Consider the following 17489-nt stretch of genomic DNA (forward strand, 5'->3'; position numbering starts at 1 on the left):
ATTTCGTTACGATGAAAAGAAGAACGGAAGGAGAGTGCCTCATGGGAAAATCCATTACAGGTAAAAACGAACAATTAACATACTTAAAAGAACGCCTCACGATGTTCATGGAGGTTCTTGATCATATCGAACCGGAAAATACTGAATTGGAAGATATAGACCGCTTAATCGGCATGATAGATGATTTGGAAGGCAAAGTTGAGCAATTCAAAACCCGCGAAGAATAATATCTGTTTCGATAGTATGATTTTTTCAATTTTAATATTCATGAAGGGATGACGAGCAACCTGCGTCATCCCTTTTTAATCTCAAATCTTCACCTTGGGAATGATTGGTAATGGAAATTTGGCTCATGGGCTATTTAAGGCGCTTTGATCATTTCTCTCCAAATTGCTTTTCATTAAGAAAAATAATTACTTGTTTTCGAAAGATTATGTTAGATGTATAATAAAACGGGTGTTGTATCATTCGCTCTTTATAGAGAAGCAGGAAAATGAATAAATCTAGGGGAAATAAGAGGGGGAAGAGAAATTTGGATATTCAAAAATTCCAAGAAAGTATGTACAGTCTTATCGTTGAAACTTCAACGAATCTTCCAAAGGATGTTCGTCGTGCGGTCAAAAGCGCAAAAAAACGTGAAAATGCAGGCACTCGTTCAGCGTTGAGCTTGGCCACCATCACGAATAATATTACAATGGCTGACGACAATGTATCACCGATTTGTCAGGATACTGGTCTGCCGACTTTCAAAATTAAAACTCCAGTTGGCGTGAACCAACTTGAAATAAAAGACGCAATCCGAAATGCAATCATTTTAGCGACAAAAGGCGGAAAACTTCGTCCAAACGCAGTTGATTCTTTATCGGGTGAAAATAGCGGGGATAACCTTGGGGAAGGTCTTCCTGTCATGAAATTCGATCAATGGGAAAAAGACTACATTGATGTTCGTCTCATCTTAAAAGGCGGCGGATGTGAAAATAAAAACATTCAATACAGTCTGCCTATGGAGCTTGAAGGATTGGGGAAAGCGGGCCGTGATTTGGACGGAATCCGTAAATGTGTCCTTCACTCTGTCTACCAAGCACAAGGACAGGGATGCAGTGCCGGCTTCATCGGCGTCGGTATTGGAGGGGACCGTTCATCCGGATATGATCTGGCTAAGGCTCAACTTTTCCGCAGTAATGAAGATGTGAATCCGAATGAAGACCTTCGTAATCTTGAAGATTACATCATGAAGACAGCTAATGAATTGGGAATCGGCACGATGGGATTTGGCGGCGAAACCACACTGCTTGGATGTAAAATCGGTGTCATGCACCGTATCCCTGCAAGCTTTTTCGTCTCCGTTGCTTACAACTGCTGGGCTTTCCGCCGTTTAGGTGTGAAAGTGAATCCAGAAACAGGCGAAATCAATGAGTGGTTATACCAAGAAGGCGAGAAAATCGACTTTGCTCTAGAAGAAGAAAAAGCAGCGAAGGAAGAAGTGGCAACCGCTGTAGAATCTGACGTTGTAGCTTCCCGTGAAATCACCCTACAAGCACCGATCACGGAAGAACAAATCCGTGAATTAAAAGTTGGTGACGTAGTTCATATTAACGGCAGGATATATACGGGCCGTGACGCTATCCATAAGCACTTATCTGAAAATCCTGCACCAATCGACCTAGATGGACAAGTCATTTATCACTGTGGCCCAGTTATGTTGAAGGATGAAGAAGGTAAATGGCATGTGAAGGCTGCGGGACCAACAACAAGTATTCGTGAAGAACCATACCAAGGCGATATCATGAAACGATTCGGCATCCGTGCAGTCATCGGTAAAGGCGGAATGGGACCGAAAACATTAGAAGCACTAAGTGAACACGGCGGCGTTTATCTAAACGCAATCGGTGGGGCAGCTCAATATTATGCAGACTGCATCAAATCCGTCGAAGGTGTGAACTTCACTGAATTTGGTATTCCAGAAGCAATGTGGCATTTGAATGTTGAAGGATTTACAGCAGTTGTTACCATGGATTCACATGGAAACAGCCTCCATAAAGATGTTCAGCAATCTTCATTGGAAAAATTAGCACAATTCAAAGAACCAGTATTTAAATAATGTATGGTAAAAGACGCTCACCAATCGGTTGAGCGTCTTTTGCATATCTTACTCGTCTATTTCCGGAAGTGGATCGATCTTCGATGAATCCTCTAAATTCAATCCATTTTTCACAAAATGAATAAACACTCCACCACCTAAACCAAGACATCCAACAAAGCCTAACGTGATAACCCATTCCAGCATTTCATCCCCCCCTTTTTTAATGTATATGAAAAAAAAGGCGATAATTACCTCATATAAGTACAATCTTTTGGAACGGCCGTACATATATTAGAAGAGAAAGGGGGGATTTTCATGCAGAATAGCTACTTCTTATTCTTTATCGCCATGTTATCCGGTTTTGCTTTCATTCAACTCCCTGTGGCAAACACGATTTTCTCCGGTCTTGAAACATTCCTAGACGTAATCGGAATTGTAATCGTTCTCATTTTCGCCATCACTATTATTTGGAAGGCGGCACAGGCGCTATTTAAAGGATAAACAAACAGAGGGGCCAATCCTTTTCGGAGGAAAGGCCTTTTTTTGTGTGGGGTTAAGGTTATAATTCGACCTAGAGCAACAGAAATCATCCTCCAACCTGTTAATTCGACCCATACAATATCATGCATATAAATCTCTATGTTCCAAACACTAAGAAAAAAGAACATGGGGGATATTCTAATGAAAAAAATCGTGATTTTATCCGCTTTTATATGCTTGATATGCTCTTTGGCAGGTCCAGCTTTTGCAGAATCCTATAACTGGGGCTTCAATAAAGGGAAAAATGGGACACCTGCCGATGCTGGTAAAAACTTCAATGAGATGCTGCCTAAATATGAGGCGATTTATAAAGGGGATACAAAGAAAAAAGATATATACTTAACGTTTGATAACGGTTATGAAAATGGCTACACGGCGCAGATTCTGGATGTTCTAAAGAAACATAAGGCTCCTGGGGCTTTTTTCGTCACGGGTCATTATTTAAAAACGGCACCTGAGCTCGTTGTCCGTATGGCGAATGAAGGACATATCGTCGGAAATCATTCTTGGAACCATCCTGATATGACCAGTGTGACGGATGATGTAATTCGCACTGAACTGGAGAGGGTTAAAAAAGCGACGGAAAAATTAACCGGTCAACAGGGGATGAATTATCTAAGGCCGCCGCGTGGTGTATTCAATGAGAGAACAATGAAAGTCGCACAAAAAGAAGGATATTACCACATTTTCTGGTCGCTTGCATATAAAGACTGGATTGTTGACCAACAAAAGGGTGCCGCGTTCGCTCACGATGAAGTACTTAAGCAGATTCATCCCGGGGCGATATTATTACTGCACACCGTGTCAAAAGATAATGCGGAAGCACTCGACTCGATTCTGACGGATCTTGAAAAACAGGGGTATAAATTCAGTAGCCTTGATGATTTAATGATTGAGAAACAATTGCCAAACCGAATGCTTTATTAAAATAAAAAGCGGGTCCTGTAGTGATAATTCAGGTCCTGCTTTTATCCATTCTCCTCAATTTCAAGTAATATTTCAGGAAACATGCTATAATACGTGGAAAACTGCTAAAGGATGGATCGCTTGTGTGGACAGAAAAATTACAGGTTCAAGGACCTTATAATTTCGATCTTGTTCTCGAACGATTATCGTTAGACCCGCTTCAGGTAGTTGATTTTACAAACAGAACGGTAAAAGTTCCTCTATATATAGAAAAAGAACCAATCGTTTTGCAGGTTCAGGCAATAGGAAATATCGAAGAACCCTCCTTTATCATTAAAGGTCATTCAGAGGCGTACAAGTCTAAAGCTATCGAACGGTTAAAAAAGATTTTACATTGGCACCAGCCATTAGAAGGCGTTTCCCGGCATTTCCAGGAATCCGATTTGCGTGAAATTTTCGAAGAGCACCGCGGTACAGCCATAGTCTTGGACTTCGATTACTACAGTTGCCTCGTCAAATGCATCATACATCAGCAATTGAACTTATCTTTTGCACATACGCTCACGGAACGATTCGTTAAAACATTCGGATACCAGATAGAAGGTGCCTGGTTTTATCCGACACCGGAAACAACTGCCCAACTTCAAGTCGAGCAATTAAGAGCCATTCAATTCAGTGGCCGAAAAGCGGAATACGTCATCGGACTTTCCGAGCAAATCATTCAGGGCCATCTCAATCTTGATATAATGGAAAAGCTATCCGATCAAGAGGTTATGGATACACTAATAAAAATACGCGGTATCGGTAGATGGACGGCTGAAAACTTCCTGCTTTTTGGTTTGGGCCGACCGAATCTGTTTCCCAAAGCCGATATTGGCATTCAAAATGCCTTGAAAATATTATATGGCTTACCGCAAAAGCCAACCCAAGAAGAAATGGAAACCTATAGTGTGAAATGGGCTCCATATCTAAGCTACGCTTCCCTCTATTTGTGGAGAAGCATTGAAAAACGGAGTGAAAAGAAATGACAAACATTCAAGATACAAAACTAGAAGTGGATCAAACGCTTCCCCTTACCATTAAACGGCTTGGCATTAACGGGGAGGGAGTCGGTTATTTCAAAAAGAAAGTCGTCTTCGTCCCAGGAGCATTACCAGGTGAAGAAATAGTAGCTTTAATAACGAAAGTCCAGCCGAACTTTTCTGAAGCAAAAATAAAAACCATCCGGAAAGAATCGCCACACCGCATTGCTGCGCCATGTCCCATCTACGCAGAATGTGGTGGCTGTCAACTACAGCATTTAAGCTATGACCAGCAGCTTATTGAAAAACGTGATATCGTCATTCAAGCGATGGAACGTCATACGAAATTCCCGATTTCTTCATTAAATATAAAAGAAACGATCGGCATGGAAGATCCTTGGAACTACCGCAACAAAAGTCAGTACCAAGTCGGTCAGAAAGATGGCAAATTGATTGCTGGTCTTTACGGCTTAAACTCCCATAACTTGATCGATATTCCCAACTGCCTTGTACAGCATAAGGCAACCAATAAAGTAACTCGTACAGTGAAAAAGATACTAAAGAATCTGAACATCTCGATTTATAATGAAAGAAAAAGAAAAGGTGTAATCCGTACGGTAATAACACGGGTCGGCTTTGAAACAGGTGAAGTGCAGGTTGTCCTTGTTACAGGAGCGGAGGAAATTCCACAAAAAGATCAGTTGCTTAAACAAATTCGTGACCAACTGCCGGAAGTGAAATCAGTCGTTCAAAATATTAATAATCAAAACACATCACTTATTTTTGGCGAAAAGACGATTCACCTTGCAGGCGAAAAAGTCATCAACGAAACATTGGGTGACCTATCATACGAACTATCGGCCCGTACTTTCTTCCAACTTAATCCGGTCCAAACAGTCCGCATGTATGACGAAGTGAAAAAAGCGGCAGCCCTAACCGGCACCGAAAAAGTCGTAGATGCTTATTGCGGTGTAGGCACTATCGGACTTTGGCTGTCTGAAGATGCAAAAGAGGTTCGCGGAATGGACGTCATCAAAGAATCCATTGAAGACGCCAAGAAAAATGCCATCAGACACAAACGCACCAACATGCATTATGAAACAGGCAAAGCCGAGAATATCCTACCACGCTGGAACAAAGAAGGCTGGAAACCGGACGTGCTGGTCGTCGATCCACCAAGATCCGGCTGTGACCAATCCTTACTGCAGACCATCTTGAAAGTTAAACCGAAAACCATAGTGTACGTATCTTGCAATCCGTCTACATTGGCGAAGGACCTTCAAGAATTGAGCGCATTATACGAAGTAGAATCCATGCAGCCTGTGGATATGTTCCCGCAGACGAGCCATGTGGAGTGTGTATCGCAACTCATTTTAAAAGAAGGCAACTAACCCTATACGGGAGTTGCCTTTTCCTTATTCTATTTGTAACGGATTAACAAATTTATATTGGATATGAATATCGCCAGTTGAAGTACAAGTAATCTTTTCAACTAATGAATGGAGAATTTGTGGTGTTAAATCATTTAGTATAAAGATATCCTTTAACTTTTTACCAATATCAACCGCATAATTTTTGTTTTCACATTCTTTCAACCAATACCATTCAGGACCGATTTTCGTTAAAATAAACATGCCGATTTTCACAATAGTTTTTCACAAATTATAAATGTCCAAATGTACTTGTGTTTGATAATAAGTTATTAAGCATGATATAAGTGTAAAAATTTTTTGACCGAGAGTTTGAAGTTGTATCCATAGTGAAAGGATTTGAGTTTGAAATGATAGATAATTTTTGGCGTGATTTACCACGTCCATTTTTTGTACTTGCACCAATGGAAGATGTGACAGATGTTGTTTTTCGCCACGTAGTAAGTGAAGCCGGTCGACCGGATGTATTTTTCACAGAGTTTACAAACTCTGATAGCTATTGTCATCCAGAGGGCATGAAAAGTGTGCGTGGCCGTTTGACTTTTACAGAAGATGAACAGCCAATGGTGGCACATATTTGGGGGGATAATCCCGAATATTTCCGGCAAATGAGTATTGGCATGGCAGAACTAGGATTTAAAGGCATCGATATTAATATGGGCTGCCCTGTGCCGAATGTGGCATCGAGAGGGAAAGGTAGTGGCCTTATTCTGCGTCCAGACGTTGCGGCAGAACTTATTCAAGCAGCAAAAGCGGGCGGACTGCCTGTCAGCGTGAAAACACGACTTGGCTATAATGATGTAAATGAGTGGGAGGAGTGGCTAAAGCATATTTTAAAACAGGATGTTGCGAACCTTTCTATTCATTTACGTACAAGAAAGGAAATGAGCCAAGTAGATGCGCATTGGGAGCTAATTCCGGAAATCAAAAAATTACGTGACAGTATCGCACCAAATACGCTACTAACAATCAATGGAGACATTCCTGACCGTCAAACTGGGCTGCAGCTTGCTGAACAATATGGTATTGATGGCGTTATGATCGGGCGAGGTATTTTTAAAAATCCTTTTGCCTTTGAAAAAGAGCCAAAAGAGCATAGCAGTAAAGAATACCTTGATCTTTTAAGACTGCAGCTTGATCTTCAAGATCAATATGCGGAAGTACTGCCACGTTCAATCACAGGGCTTCATCGCTTTTTCAAAATTTATGTCAAAGGATTCCGTGGAGCTGGTGAGTTAAGAAATCAATTAATGAACACGAAATCAACAGATGAAGTGCGTGCATTGCTTGATAACTTTGGAAAAGAATGTTGATGGGACAGGGACAGTGAAATGATGTAATTCTCAAAAGAGAAAAAATGAATCACTATAAAGTCTGTTTTCTGAAAGAAAAATGTAATAAACTCTGCACTCGTGGAAATGGTCACGAAACTGAAAAGAAAATAATAGGCAGATGGATCCGGGAATCCGTAAAGGGTTCCAGGATTTTCAGCTGCGTTTATTCCCATCCATTTGTGAAATAATGAAGGTACTGTGAAAAAAGAAAAATATACAGGAGGTTTATGAATGCATAATCATGATATATTAATTCGATTAAGATATGCGCTGGATATAAAAAATAAAGATATGGTAGAGATATTTAAACTCGGGGATATTGAAGTGACAAGAGAAGAAGTCATGCAGATGCTCACAAAGCCGAAAGATGGTTTCTATGATGAATACGAAGAAGATGATATGGATGATGAAGGTATAAAATGTAACAATACGATGTTGGAGTCATTTTTAAATGGCTTGATCATTTTTAAAAGAGGGAAACAAGAACCAAAACCCGGCCAGCCAGAAAACCCGGCATCTACTGCAAAGAATAAGGAAAGCATGAATAATATACTGCTAAAGAAAATGAAAATCGCGCTGACATTAACAAGCGAGGATATGATTGATATCTTGGAGGAAGCAGGAGTCATGATAACCAAAGGAGAATTAAGCGCCATATTAAGAAAAGTTGGTCATAGAAATTATAAAGAGTGCGGGGATAAATTCGCCAGGAATTTCTTAAAAGGGTTAGCTTATAAATATAGGGGATAAGGTTCAAGCAAAAAATCACTATTTTAATCATGCACATCATTAATTGACCCTGATTTCGGGGTCTTTTTTGAATGAAAAACAGGAGATGTTTCAATGACATCTCCTGTTTTTCATTATCCTTGTAAAAAGTCCGGTTTGGCAAATTGGGGATTGGGATATTTATAAAAACCTTCTCCTGATTCCCTTCCGATTTTTCCTTTATCGATATACTCCGTTTTCAATAAGTTAGCCAATTTTTCAAATTGCTGGTCGCCTGTCGCTTTCGCTTTTGCCAGTGAAATATTATAAGCGGTATTGATTCCGACCACGTCTAATATAGCGAAAGGACCAAGTGGTGCTCCCGTGGCGATCATCCACGTTTTATCAATGGTCTCTGTATCAGCCACTTCTTTCAATAGAAGCATTTGGGCCGCATCCAAAAGTGGAACCAGTAATGAATTCAAAATATAACCTGGCTGCTCTTTATGTAACGGCAGAGGAACCATTCCAATTGATTTAGCAAAATCAATCACTTCATCAAACACTTTACTATCCGTTCCAGGGTGTTGCATGACTTCCGCTGTATTGTTTTTCCAGATTTCATTAGCAAAGTGTAAAGCCAGGAATTTTTTTGGCCGGCCAGTCGCTTCGGCAAATTGGCTTGGTAATAATGTCGAAGAGTTCGTTGCGAAAATTGTTTTTTCGGGAGCCAGTCTTCCTAATTCCGTGTAAAAATCCGTTTTGATTTGAACCACTTCCGGAATCGCTTCAATCACAAGATCAGCTTCAGCAACTGCCGTAGATAAATCACTGCTGAAAGAAATACGATCATAAGCAGTATTGAGATCTTCCTCCGTAGCGCCTATGTCTTCTTTATAGTATGGCTTTAAATTAGTGATCCTATCTTTTGCACGCTCTAATGCTTCATCATTGATGTCATATACAGAAACGTTGAATCCTTTGAATGCGGTTTGAAATGCGATCTGACTTCCTAAAACACCGCTGCCGGCAATCATGATATTTTTATAATTCATAGCCATTCTCCTTCTTTCTTGGGGGTATCTTTTCTTGTTAATTATTGCTCATATCAGGATAATAGATGCAGGAATTAGGGTGATATATATTATTTTCCCCTTAAGAGAACGGATAAACGCGTGTTTATGTCATTCGTTTATGGGAAAAAGAAGCAGTAGAGAACTTTGATAGGAGGAATGGAAGATGGCCAAAACAATTTTCATTACTGGCGCGGGTAGCGGGCTTGGAAGAGGCGCCGCACTCGGACTTGCAAAAAGGGGTCACCGGGTAATTGCCACAACGGAAATTACTTCTCAGAAAACGGATCTAATGAGGGAAGCGCAGGAACAGGGCTTGGATATGGACGTATTCAAATTGGATATTACAAACGCACGTGATCGAGCTTTGATTGATAACCAAGACTTTGATGTGTTTGTGGCAAATGCCGCGATCAATGAGGGCGGACCGCTCGGGGAAATGCCGATGGACCGATTCAGGGCGCTTTTCGAAGTGAATGTATTCGCTACACTTGAAACCGTTCAGCATGCTGCAAGAAAGCTGGTCAAAAAAGGAAGCGGGAAAATCGTGTTTTTGAGTTCAATGGCTGGGATCATCACGACACCATATGGCGGTCCCTATGCGGCAACCAAACATGCCATCGAGGGAATTGCTTTAACCTTGAAGGATGAGCTTGAGAAATTTGGGGTGCAGGTTGCGACTATCAATCCTGGTGCCTACGATACCGGTTTTAATGACAGGGCAGCAGTGGAAAAATGGAAGTGGTTTGATGAAGCCAGGAATTTTACAAGAGCAGAGGATATGAAAAAGCAAGAAGAGGGATTAAAGAACCAATTCGATCCGGAAGACATGATTGAGAAGATGATTGAAATCATCCCTGCTGATCATCATAAATTCCGTACTGTCCATCCCGAGAAAACGGAAAAACAGATGAAAGAAACCGAAAAGAATCGATGGAGCATGGAAATCTGATTTAGTCTAAAGATTATGGGGCACTGTTTCGTTAGAGTATAAATGTCAACACTAATCTGATGTTTTACGCTTTAATTTTTAGATACTCTTTGGTGTAGAATTCACTCCTTATACACATCTCCAATTGTTGCTAAATTGGGTTTGGTTATATTATCCATTTCAGGGTAATTTGATGATGAAATAAGTAAACTTGCTTTATAATGCTCTTCTTTATAATTTAGCTTGGCTGTTGTGCAATGAGTTTCATGTTAAAATAAATCCATAAGTTGTCATCATATACCTGTAAACCTACTTTCTTTCTTTGATATTCTGGTGGTATGAATAGTGATTTGATTTATAGGAGATCATGTTGGATGCATTGACTTTTAACAAGGGTATGCTTGATAAGATAGGAATCTCTTACTTTTTCAGTTGGTAGCTGGAGTAAGTGGTTCCTTTGTTTTTTAAAATTCAATAATCAGAATTCTTCCCGTTCCCTGGTGAATCTGATGAATCACTCGGTTGGCTAAATCTTGTATAAACTGAGGCAACTCCTCGATTATTAACTGACCTTGATATGAATGAATCTCATCTTACAACTTCATTGTCGTTTCGATTTTCCCTGGTGTTCTTGGGCATCCAGCAATATATGCTTTTACTTTAAAGCCAAAGTCTTTCGCAAATTGTTCAAACTTCCCATTCATTTTACCTGCATAATGTTCTGTTCTAGCCTCATCCATGAAGGTCTTCATATTATTCGTAAGGATTTCTACACCGCCATACGTTCTACCGTTAAAAAAGAAAATAAAGTCCTTTGTGATTTTGATAGACTCATATGAAAAACACGTGTTCTCGAAGTAGAAAGAATAAGTGCAGCCACAGTTTTTTCTACACTTTCACCATCCTTTGTCTCATAAAGAATATTCTCTTTCCAATCTAATTGAGCTTGTTTACCCGGAGGAGTTTCATAACGAACAGTTCCTTTTAGAGAAGGAATACGCTTGTCCTCTACAAAGTAGGCATGAAATTCTGGTGTACGTGCTATATAGGATCGAAACGTTGAGGCTTTTTTTAATAGTCTACGCTTTCAGGTAAGCCATTCTTCTTCGACACTAGAAAAATTCTTCCGGTTCCATACACCACGTTGGTCTTCAAAAGAATCACTTTCTTTACCCAATTCGCTATTTGCGCATCACATTTGATACCAAATCGCTCACGAAACTGCGATAGGACCAGCCTACCTCCAACTTCAACCAACGACTTCTCGCTTTAATTCTTCTGTGTAAGTTTGAAACGTTTGCCCCTTTTTCGCCATAGAAAAATCCCCTCACAGATAGACGGTTAAGAACATTTTATCATGCTCTCTTTTTTCTTTGTCTACCAGTAGGGGATAATACCAAACCTTTTCTCTTTTTTAAGTAAGATTATTACCTAGAACAAAAAAACTACAAAAACTAAAAATCCTAACAATTTTTAAAGTCAGATTTTGAACTTAGGAAAGGACTAGTCTTTTCCTTAGCAGCATTGTGAAATTATGAAATGCTTAGATTTTATAATTATGAAAAATCAAACTATTTTAGTCATTTTTATAAAGAATAAACTTATATACACCTCTAATTACGGAGATTTAAGCCTTCTCAACTAATCGTCATGTTATAAATGGAACCTGACATATAACAAACACACCATACTCTCAGTCGACTTCCAGGTTGTTAAATCAACATTCCTTCATTAAGCGCAAGTTGAATAACTTTTAAAAGAGAGAGCCCATCGATGTTGTTGCCTGTCATTTAAATTCTATTTTTTCTATTGTGGAATAGCCTTTCATGAATCAGAGAAGAGCAATAGCACGCTTATTTTGTTGTGCAAAATAGAAACTTTATAGAATGAATAAATGGCAAGAGATTTTTGGTATGGAGAAGGTGGTGAATGAGTATTAGAATAGTAGTTAGAACAAGAAATGTAAAGCTAAAATATCCCAATTTTATGTATGCTTATAAAGAGGAGTTGATTGAATGGATGTTTTTAAAATTATATTATTAGGGTTATTGATTTTTGTGATAACGAACGTCTTAGTTTATTTTCTATCCAAAGATAGCAAAAAGAGAATGACACGATTTGGTATTTTAATGTTGCTATTATCTCCAATAGTCTTCTATGTTACGTTAGAATTCGCAGGTAAATTTGATCCAGGTGGATTTGGTGCCGGTATTTTTGGGGTTTTTTATGGTATTCTTTTCTTTATAAATGGGATAGTTTATCTTTTTATTTCAGCTTAAAAAACATTGTAGTTAGATTACTAAAGCCTAATAATCTCATAAGTCCTTAAGTAAAATAGCGAAAAAATTGAAGAGGCAGAAATGTAAATCAACACTTCTGCCTCTCACTATTTACTCAATTTCGGCTTAAGTACACCTTTTGCGAAAGCCCCTTTAGGATGGAAGGACTTGCTTCTTCTTGTACAAATTACACTCTTCCCTTTACTACTCTTTCAAGTAGCCTGGGGTATATATGCTGCCTTATCGGTGCTACTGATGGTTAGAATCCTCAAAGGAGTTTACTAGGTAGATTAGTTGTTTTTTTAAAACCAATAATCATTATGGTCAATATTTGACCTATTATTTGAGGGATTTTGTAATATGGGAGAATGAACATTTAGATGATTCTTTACTCCACAGGATGAAAAAGGTAAACCCATAATGTACATTTGAAGTCGTCATCATTGAAAGGGGCTGACTTCATTTTTTCAATTTAATAAAATTGTGCACAAGTTGTGGATAAAGGAAGGAGGAAATAGGGGAAATCCTTATTCTTCAGACTTTCCTCCAGATAATGTGCATAACTTTTTTTTATGAACTAAGGGTCCGTTTAGTCCAAGGGTGAATGGACCCTTTATGTTGTAATGAACTCCAACTATTCATTAGAGCAATATAAAACAGATAAAAGAGGATAATTAATCCTTTTCTCTATTTTCCTCTTCATCAGATTTTTGGACGATTTCTTTTATTTCTCCTATGTCACCTTTTGCATTGATGATTTCAAAGATTTCATTTAAGCCTTCTGAGGTTTTTTCATCTTCTGTTTTCACTATACTCCCTCCTTATTTGTGGTTATTTATTAAGGTCTCCAAAAACCAGAAGATAAAACATCGGTCTCCTTTGAAAATTGATGATATTCTCCTCGAAATTACATCGATTAGAACGCCTTTTTTAACGGATTTTATTGTAAAACTACAAAAATTCCGATTTTTTTGTCCGTACAATATGGACAACGTTAAAAATTTCTATTATTATGATTGTTATAACTATTAGTATAAAAGGATTTAGGCTACTTTCGTGTGTGTTTTTAGAGAGGACACATGTATTTTTAGAAAAGTTAGTCAAATTCACTTATCTTGAAATAGGGGTAAAACATATAAAATTCCTGCATTTATTCCAATCATCAATGAGGAGGTATATTAAATGTCAAGTGAAATATTAAATCGATTTTTGAAAGAAAATTTGGAGGATTTAAAAGAAAAAGGACTTTACAACGTTATAGATCCGGTAGAAGGTCCAAATGGTCCGGTAATCACCATTGCAGGCAGAGAATTAATTAATTTATCATCAAATAACTATTTAGGTTTAGCAACAGATCGACGATTGATAGAGGCTTGCATAGAAGCAACGAAAACATATGGAGTCGGAGCCGGTGCCGTTCGTACGATCAACGGAACATTAGATATTCATGTTAAATTAGAAGAAAAGCTTGCTGAATTTAAACATACAGAAGCGGCCATTGCTTATCAATCGGGCTTTAATTGTAATATGGCTGCCATTTCAGGAGTGATGGATAAACACGATGCCATTCTTTCAGATGAACTGAATCATGCTTCCATCATTGATGGATGCCGATTATCTAAAGCAAAGATTATTCCATTTATCCATTCCGACATGGACGATTTACGAACAAAAGCGCGTCAAGCAAAAGAGTCCGGATTATATAACAAAGTCATGATTATTACCGATGGAGTTTTCTCGATGGATGGGGACATTGCCAAGCTTCCTGAAATTGTGGAGATTGCAGAAGAGTTTGATTTAATTACTTATGTTGATGATGCACACGGTTCGGGTGTATTAGGTAATGGTGCAGGAACAGTAAAACATTTCGGGTTATCGGATAAAGTGGATTTCCAAATTGGAACATTATCCAAAGCCATTGGTGTTGTAGGAGGCTATGTAGCAGGAAAGAAAGATTTAATTGATTGGTTAAAAGTGAGAAGTCGTCCATTTTTATTTTCAACGGCTGTCACACCGGGAGCTGTAGCAGCTAGTATAGAGGCCATTGATATTTTGATGAATAGCTCAGATCTTCAAAATAAGCTGTGGGAAAGCAGTGATTACTTAAAAAAAGGCCTAAAAGAATTAGGGTTTGATATCGGAGCGAGCGAAACACCGATTACGCCTTGCATTATAGGCGATGAAGCAAAAACGCAGCAATTCTCAAAGAGGCTGAATGAAGAAGGCGTATATGCTAAATCCATCGTATTTCCTACCGTTCCAAAGGGAACAGGAAGAGTGCGGAATATGCCGACTGCTGCCCATACAAAAGAGATGCTGGATCGTGCATTAGCGATTTATGAAAAAGTAGGAAAAGAAATGTCGATCATTTAAGAACATTGCTTGCTGCAAAGAGAAAAAGGGGGAGGGATTTTTGATGAAAAAGGTCTTAGTAACGGGTGCTTTAGGTCAAATTGGTTCAGAACTGACACTGAAAATGAGAGAAATCTATGGATCTGACAATATAGTTGCAACAGATATTCGTAAAACGGACAGCGATGTTACCCAATCAGGCCCATTTGAGATTTTAGATGTTACTGATGAAAAAGCAATGTTTAATCTGGCAAAAAAACATGAAGTGGATACGATTATACATTTAGCTGCTTTATTGTCAGCAACAGCCGAAAAGAAACCTCTTTTAGCTTGGCATTTAAACATGGGCGGATTGGTCAATGCTTTGGAATCGGCACGAGAACTCGATTGCCAGTTATTCACACCTAGTTCTATTGGTGCGTTTGGTCCAACCACTCCTAAAGATTGGACACAGCAAGACACGATTCAACGGCCGAATACGATGTACGGAGTGAATAAAGTATCCGGAGAGTTATTATGTGATTATTATCATCATAAATTTGGGGTTGATACGAGAGGACTCCGATTCCCGGGACTGATTTCGTATGTCACCCCTCCTGGCGGTGGAACTACCGACTATGCAGTTGAAATATACTATGAAGCGATTAAAAACAAGCGATATACTTCTTACATTGATAAGGGAACGTATATGGATATGATGTATATGCCTGATGCTTTAGCTGCCATCATTACACTAATGGAGGCAGATGCTTCAAAATTAAAACATCGGAATTCTTTCAATGTGTCTGCCATGAGCTTTGATCCGGAGCAAATTGCAGCTGAGATAAAAAGGCATATTCCGGAATTTGTCATGAATTATGACGTCGATCCTGTAAGACAATCCATTGCCGATAGTTGGCCAAATACAATAGATTCAACTTGTGCAAAGGAAGAGTGGGGATTTAAGGCGGAATATGATTTGGAGAAAATGACGAATGACATGTTGGTGAAACTGAAATTAAGGTCACTTTTAGTAACCGCATAAATAAACCTGCTAGCCGAATAAAAGAGTTGTAAAACTCTTTTATTCGAGTTTCTTAATTCAGATGTATTTTAAACGTTTAACTTTCAATAACCAATAAAAAGAAAGCGCTTTCTAACTGACTCAATTGAACAACCTCGTATTAATTATTCGGAAATAGGTTGATTAGGATAAAGCTATGCTTCTAAGTTCATATGATACTTAATAACTAGAACCTTTCTAACTGTCAGGAATGCTTAAATTAAAAGTGAAGAATGATTTTAAGAGGCAGCTTTAAGATAGATTTAAAAGAGTGGGAGCCTGCTATATCATTTCTATACTAAATAGGGAGAGCATTAAGCATCTTGCATCAGATTTCGACTATTAGTAGTGTAGGGGGAAATGGAATGGCAAACAAAGATTTGAATAGGGACTTGAAAGGCCGCCATATTCAGATGATCGCTTTGGGCGGTACGATTGGTGTTGGTCTATTCATGGGTTCGGCCAGCACAATTCAATGGACAGGTCCGTCTGTAATGTTAGCTTATGCAATCTCAGGGATTTTCATATTTTTAATTATGCGCGCTATGGGGGAAATGCTGTATTTAGAGCCAAGTACAGGTTCATTTGCAACATTTGGTTATAAGTACATTCATCCATTGGCAGGCTATATGACTGCATGGAGTAACTGGTTCCAGTGGGTTATTGTCGGGATGGCAGAAATTATTGCAGTTGGAACGTACATGCAATATTGGTACCCAGATCTCCCTGCTTGGATTCCAGGCTTAATCGCAATGGTGATTCTTGGAGCGGCGAACTTAATTTCCGTTAAGTCCTTTGGTGAAATTGAATTTTGGTTTGCACTGATAAAAATCGTAACGATTATATTAATGATCGTTGCAGGATTTGGACTTATTTTCTTTGGCATCGGTAACGGGGGAGAAGCATTAGGCTTATCCAATCTTTGGGAACATGGTGGTTTATTTACAGGCGGTTGGAAAGGATTCTTCTTTGCTCTTTCACTAGTTGTTGCCGCTTATCAGGGTGTAGAACTAATCGGGATTACAGCTGGAGAAGCGAAAGATCCTCAAAAAACGATAACCAAAGCGATTCAAAGTACCATTTGGCGTATTTTAATCTTCTATATTGGTGCGATTTTTATAATTGTAACCGTTTACCCGTGGGATCAACTAAATTCAATTGGAAGCCCATTTGTTGCAACCTTTGCGAAGGTTGGTATTACAGCAGCTGCTGGAATCATTAATTTTGTCGTAATCACGGCTGCTATGTCTGGCTGCAATAGCGGTATTTACAGTGCAGGTCGTATGCTTTACACATTAGGAATGAATGGACAAGCGCCAAAATTCTTTGCGAAAGTATCTAATAGCGGTGTCCCTTTATTCGGCACGTTCGGTGTGATAGTCGGGTTAGCAATTGGCGTTGTTTTAAGTTATATTGCACCAGAGAATTTATTTGTGCATGTATACAGTGCGAGTGTACTTCCAGGTATGATTCCGTGGTTTGTCATTTTGATCAGTCAAATTCGATTCAGAAAAGTAAAAAAAGCTGAAATGGATAATCATCCATTCAAAATGCCTTTTGCACCTGTTACAAACTACTTGACCATCGCTTTCTTGATTATGGTATTGACCGGAATGTGGTTTAATGATGACACACGTATATCACTTATGGTTGGAATAGGTTTTCTGGCTATCGTTGTAATTAGTTATTTCGCTTTTGGAATAGGCAAGCGTGTACAAGCCGATGTTCAGACAGAGGCTCAGAAGGAAGATAAAGCGGGTTAATCTATAATTCACTTTGGGTTTTGTAA

17 protein-coding genes and 2 pseudogenes are annotated in these 17489 nt (G+C 38.9%); 13 read left to right on the forward strand and 6 right to left on the reverse strand.

Going from position 1 to position 17489, the window contains the following annotated elements; all coding sequences use genetic code 11:
- The first annotated feature begins 41 nt into the window (after window positions 1-41).
- Both ACQKKK_RS20120 and ACQKKK_RS20125 read left to right on the forward strand, forming a co-directional pair.
- On the forward strand, window positions 42-227 hold the full coding sequence (locus ACQKKK_RS20120) for an SE1561 family protein (protein WP_089362622.1): 186 nt from the start codon (window positions 42-44) through the stop codon (window positions 225-227).
- A 305-nt stretch (window positions 228-532) separates the two neighbouring features.
- Window positions 533-2101: a fumarate hydratase gene (locus ACQKKK_RS20125; RefSeq protein ID WP_427618532.1), complete on the forward strand. Its 1569-nt coding sequence runs from the start codon at window positions 533-535 to the stop codon at window positions 2099-2101.
- Window positions 2102-2149: 48 nt separating this feature from the next.
- Here ACQKKK_RS20125 and ACQKKK_RS20130 read toward each other — a convergent pair whose 3' ends face one another.
- Window positions 2150-2287, reverse strand: coding sequence for a hypothetical protein (locus ACQKKK_RS20130; RefSeq protein ID WP_427618534.1), 138 nt, complete (start codon window positions 2285-2287; stop codon window positions 2150-2152).
- Window positions 2288-2398: 111 nt separating this feature from the next.
- Here ACQKKK_RS20130 and ACQKKK_RS20135 point away from each other — a divergent pair, with 111 nt between their 5' ends.
- The 4 genes from ACQKKK_RS20135 to rlmD all read left to right on the forward strand — a co-directional run bounded on the left by ACQKKK_RS20135 (window position 2399) and on the right by rlmD (window position 5942).
- Complete coding sequence (locus tag ACQKKK_RS20135; RefSeq protein WP_089362623.1) at window positions 2399-2584, forward strand: hypothetical protein; 186 nt, start codon at window positions 2399-2401, stop codon at window positions 2582-2584.
- Between the two features lie 180 nt (window positions 2585-2764).
- Window positions 2765-3550, forward strand: a complete 786-nt coding sequence (gene pdaA / locus ACQKKK_RS20140) for a delta-lactam-biosynthetic de-N-acetylase (RefSeq protein ID WP_427618536.1) — start codon at window positions 2765-2767, stop codon at window positions 3548-3550.
- Between the two features lie 122 nt (window positions 3551-3672).
- Entirely contained in the window at window positions 3673-4557 is an 885-nt protein-coding gene (locus ACQKKK_RS20145; protein ID WP_427618538.1) for a DNA-3-methyladenine glycosylase family protein, read from the forward strand.
- Entirely contained in the window at window positions 4554-5942 is a 1389-nt protein-coding gene (gene rlmD, locus ACQKKK_RS20150) for a 23S rRNA (uracil(1939)-C(5))-methyltransferase RlmD (RefSeq protein WP_427618540.1), read from the forward strand. The genes ACQKKK_RS20145 and rlmD overlap by 4 nt, the downstream gene beginning before the upstream one ends.
- A gap of 24 nt (window positions 5943-5966) precedes the next feature.
- Here rlmD and ACQKKK_RS20155 read toward each other — a convergent pair whose 3' ends face one another.
- Window positions 5967-6197: a hypothetical protein gene (locus ACQKKK_RS20155; RefSeq protein WP_427618542.1), complete on the reverse strand. Its 231-nt coding sequence runs from the start codon at window positions 6195-6197 to the stop codon at window positions 5967-5969.
- Between the two features lie 134 nt (window positions 6198-6331).
- Between ACQKKK_RS20155 and ACQKKK_RS20160 the strand changes: the two genes are divergently transcribed.
- On the forward strand, window positions 6332-7294 hold the full coding sequence (locus ACQKKK_RS20160) for a tRNA dihydrouridine synthase (RefSeq protein WP_427618691.1): 963 nt from the start codon (window positions 6332-6334) through the stop codon (window positions 7292-7294).
- 252 nt (window positions 7295-7546) lie between these two features.
- Window positions 7547-8065 carry a DUF1456 family protein gene (locus ACQKKK_RS20165; RefSeq protein ID WP_427618544.1) on the forward strand — a complete coding sequence of 173 codons (519 nt, stop codon included), beginning with the start codon at window positions 7547-7549 and terminating at the stop codon, window positions 8063-8065.
- 113 nt (window positions 8066-8178) lie between these two features.
- Here ACQKKK_RS20165 and ACQKKK_RS20170 read toward each other — a convergent pair whose 3' ends face one another.
- Window positions 8179-9078 (reverse strand): 3-hydroxyacyl-CoA dehydrogenase, encoded by a 900-nt coding sequence (locus ACQKKK_RS20170; protein WP_427618546.1) that lies wholly within the window; start codon window positions 9076-9078, stop codon window positions 8179-8181.
- A gap of 184 nt (window positions 9079-9262) precedes the next feature.
- On the opposite strand from ACQKKK_RS20170, the gene ACQKKK_RS20175 reads away from it, so the two are divergent.
- Window positions 9263-10048: an SDR family oxidoreductase gene (locus ACQKKK_RS20175; protein WP_427618548.1), complete on the forward strand. Its 786-nt coding sequence runs from the start codon at window positions 9263-9265 to the stop codon at window positions 10046-10048.
- 101 nt (window positions 10049-10149) lie between these two features.
- Here ACQKKK_RS20175 and ACQKKK_RS20180 read toward each other — a convergent pair.
- Window positions 10150-11090: pseudogene (locus ACQKKK_RS20180) on the reverse strand (Mu transposase domain-containing protein); the annotation flags it as partial.
- A 19-nt stretch (window positions 11091-11109) separates the two neighbouring features.
- Window positions 11110-11342: pseudogene (locus ACQKKK_RS20185) on the reverse strand (IS3-like element ISBth8 family transposase); the annotation flags it as partial.
- Window positions 11343-12042: 700 nt separating this feature from the next.
- On the opposite strand from ACQKKK_RS20185, the gene ACQKKK_RS20190 reads away from it, so the two are divergent.
- Complete coding sequence (locus tag ACQKKK_RS20190) at window positions 12043-12306, forward strand: hypothetical protein (RefSeq protein WP_427618549.1); 264 nt, start codon at window positions 12043-12045, stop codon at window positions 12304-12306.
- Window positions 12307-12980: 674 nt separating this feature from the next.
- Here ACQKKK_RS20190 and ACQKKK_RS20195 read toward each other — a convergent pair.
- Window positions 12981-13115 carry a hypothetical protein gene (locus tag ACQKKK_RS20195; protein ID WP_427618551.1) on the reverse strand — a complete coding sequence of 45 codons (135 nt, stop codon included), beginning with the start codon at window positions 13113-13115 and terminating at the stop codon, window positions 12981-12983.
- 373 nt (window positions 13116-13488) lie between these two features.
- Between ACQKKK_RS20195 and ACQKKK_RS20200 the strand changes: the two genes are divergently transcribed.
- The 3 genes from ACQKKK_RS20200 to ACQKKK_RS20210 all read left to right on the forward strand — a co-directional run bounded on the left by ACQKKK_RS20200 (window position 13489) and on the right by ACQKKK_RS20210 (window position 17463).
- Window positions 13489-14679 carry a glycine C-acetyltransferase gene (locus tag ACQKKK_RS20200; protein WP_427618552.1) on the forward strand — a complete coding sequence of 397 codons (1191 nt, stop codon included), beginning with the start codon at window positions 13489-13491 and terminating at the stop codon, window positions 14677-14679.
- Window positions 14680-14722: 43 nt separating this feature from the next.
- Entirely contained in the window at window positions 14723-15682 is a 960-nt protein-coding gene (locus tag ACQKKK_RS20205) for an L-threonine 3-dehydrogenase (protein WP_427618554.1), read from the forward strand.
- A gap of 383 nt (window positions 15683-16065) precedes the next feature.
- Window positions 16066-17463 carry an amino acid permease gene (locus ACQKKK_RS20210; RefSeq protein ID WP_427618556.1) on the forward strand — a complete coding sequence of 466 codons (1398 nt, stop codon included), beginning with the start codon at window positions 16066-16068 and terminating at the stop codon, window positions 17461-17463.
- Window positions 17464-17489 lie beyond the last annotated feature (26 nt).

It is taken from the genome of Peribacillus sp. NPDC006672 (assembly GCF_050274955.1).
Classification (GTDB): domain Bacteria; phylum Bacillota; class Bacilli; order Bacillales; family DSM-1321; genus Peribacillus.

Bases quoted from the DNA above. Each gene is read 5' to 3' on its own strand.
- ACQKKK_RS20120 (WP_089362622.1), top strand. From the start codon at position 42: ATGGGAAAATCCATTACAGGTAAAAACGAACAATTAACATACTTAAAA.
- ACQKKK_RS20130 (WP_427618534.1), bottom strand. From the start codon at position 2,287: ATGCTGGAATGGGTTATCACGTTAGGCTTTGTTGGATGTCTTGGTTTA.
- ACQKKK_RS20135 (WP_089362623.1), top strand. From the start codon at position 2,399: ATGCAGAATAGCTACTTCTTATTCTTTATCGCCATGTTATCCGGTTTT.
- pdaA (WP_427618536.1), top strand. From the start codon at position 2,765: ATGAAAAAAATCGTGATTTTATCCGCTTTTATATGCTTGATATGCTCT.
- rlmD (WP_427618540.1), top strand. From the start codon at position 4,554: ATGACAAACATTCAAGATACAAAACTAGAAGTGGATCAAACGCTTCCC.
- ACQKKK_RS20160 (WP_427618691.1), top strand. From the start codon at position 6,332: ATGATAGATAATTTTTGGCGTGATTTACCACGTCCATTTTTTGTACTT.
- ACQKKK_RS20165 (WP_427618544.1), top strand. From the start codon at position 7,547: ATGCATAATCATGATATATTAATTCGATTAAGATATGCGCTGGATATA.
- ACQKKK_RS20170 (WP_427618546.1), bottom strand. From the start codon at position 9,078: ATGAATTATAAAAATATCATGATTGCCGGCAGCGGTGTTTTAGGAAGT.
- ACQKKK_RS20175 (WP_427618548.1), top strand. From the start codon at position 9,263: ATGGCCAAAACAATTTTCATTACTGGCGCGGGTAGCGGGCTTGGAAGA.
- ACQKKK_RS20190 (WP_427618549.1), top strand. From the start codon at position 12,043: ATGGATGTTTTTAAAATTATATTATTAGGGTTATTGATTTTTGTGATA.
- ACQKKK_RS20200 (WP_427618552.1), top strand. From the start codon at position 13,489: ATGTCAAGTGAAATATTAAATCGATTTTTGAAAGAAAATTTGGAGGAT.
- ACQKKK_RS20205 (WP_427618554.1), top strand. From the start codon at position 14,723: ATGAAAAAGGTCTTAGTAACGGGTGCTTTAGGTCAAATTGGTTCAGAA.
- ACQKKK_RS20210 (WP_427618556.1), top strand. From the start codon at position 16,066: ATGGCAAACAAAGATTTGAATAGGGACTTGAAAGGCCGCCATATTCAG.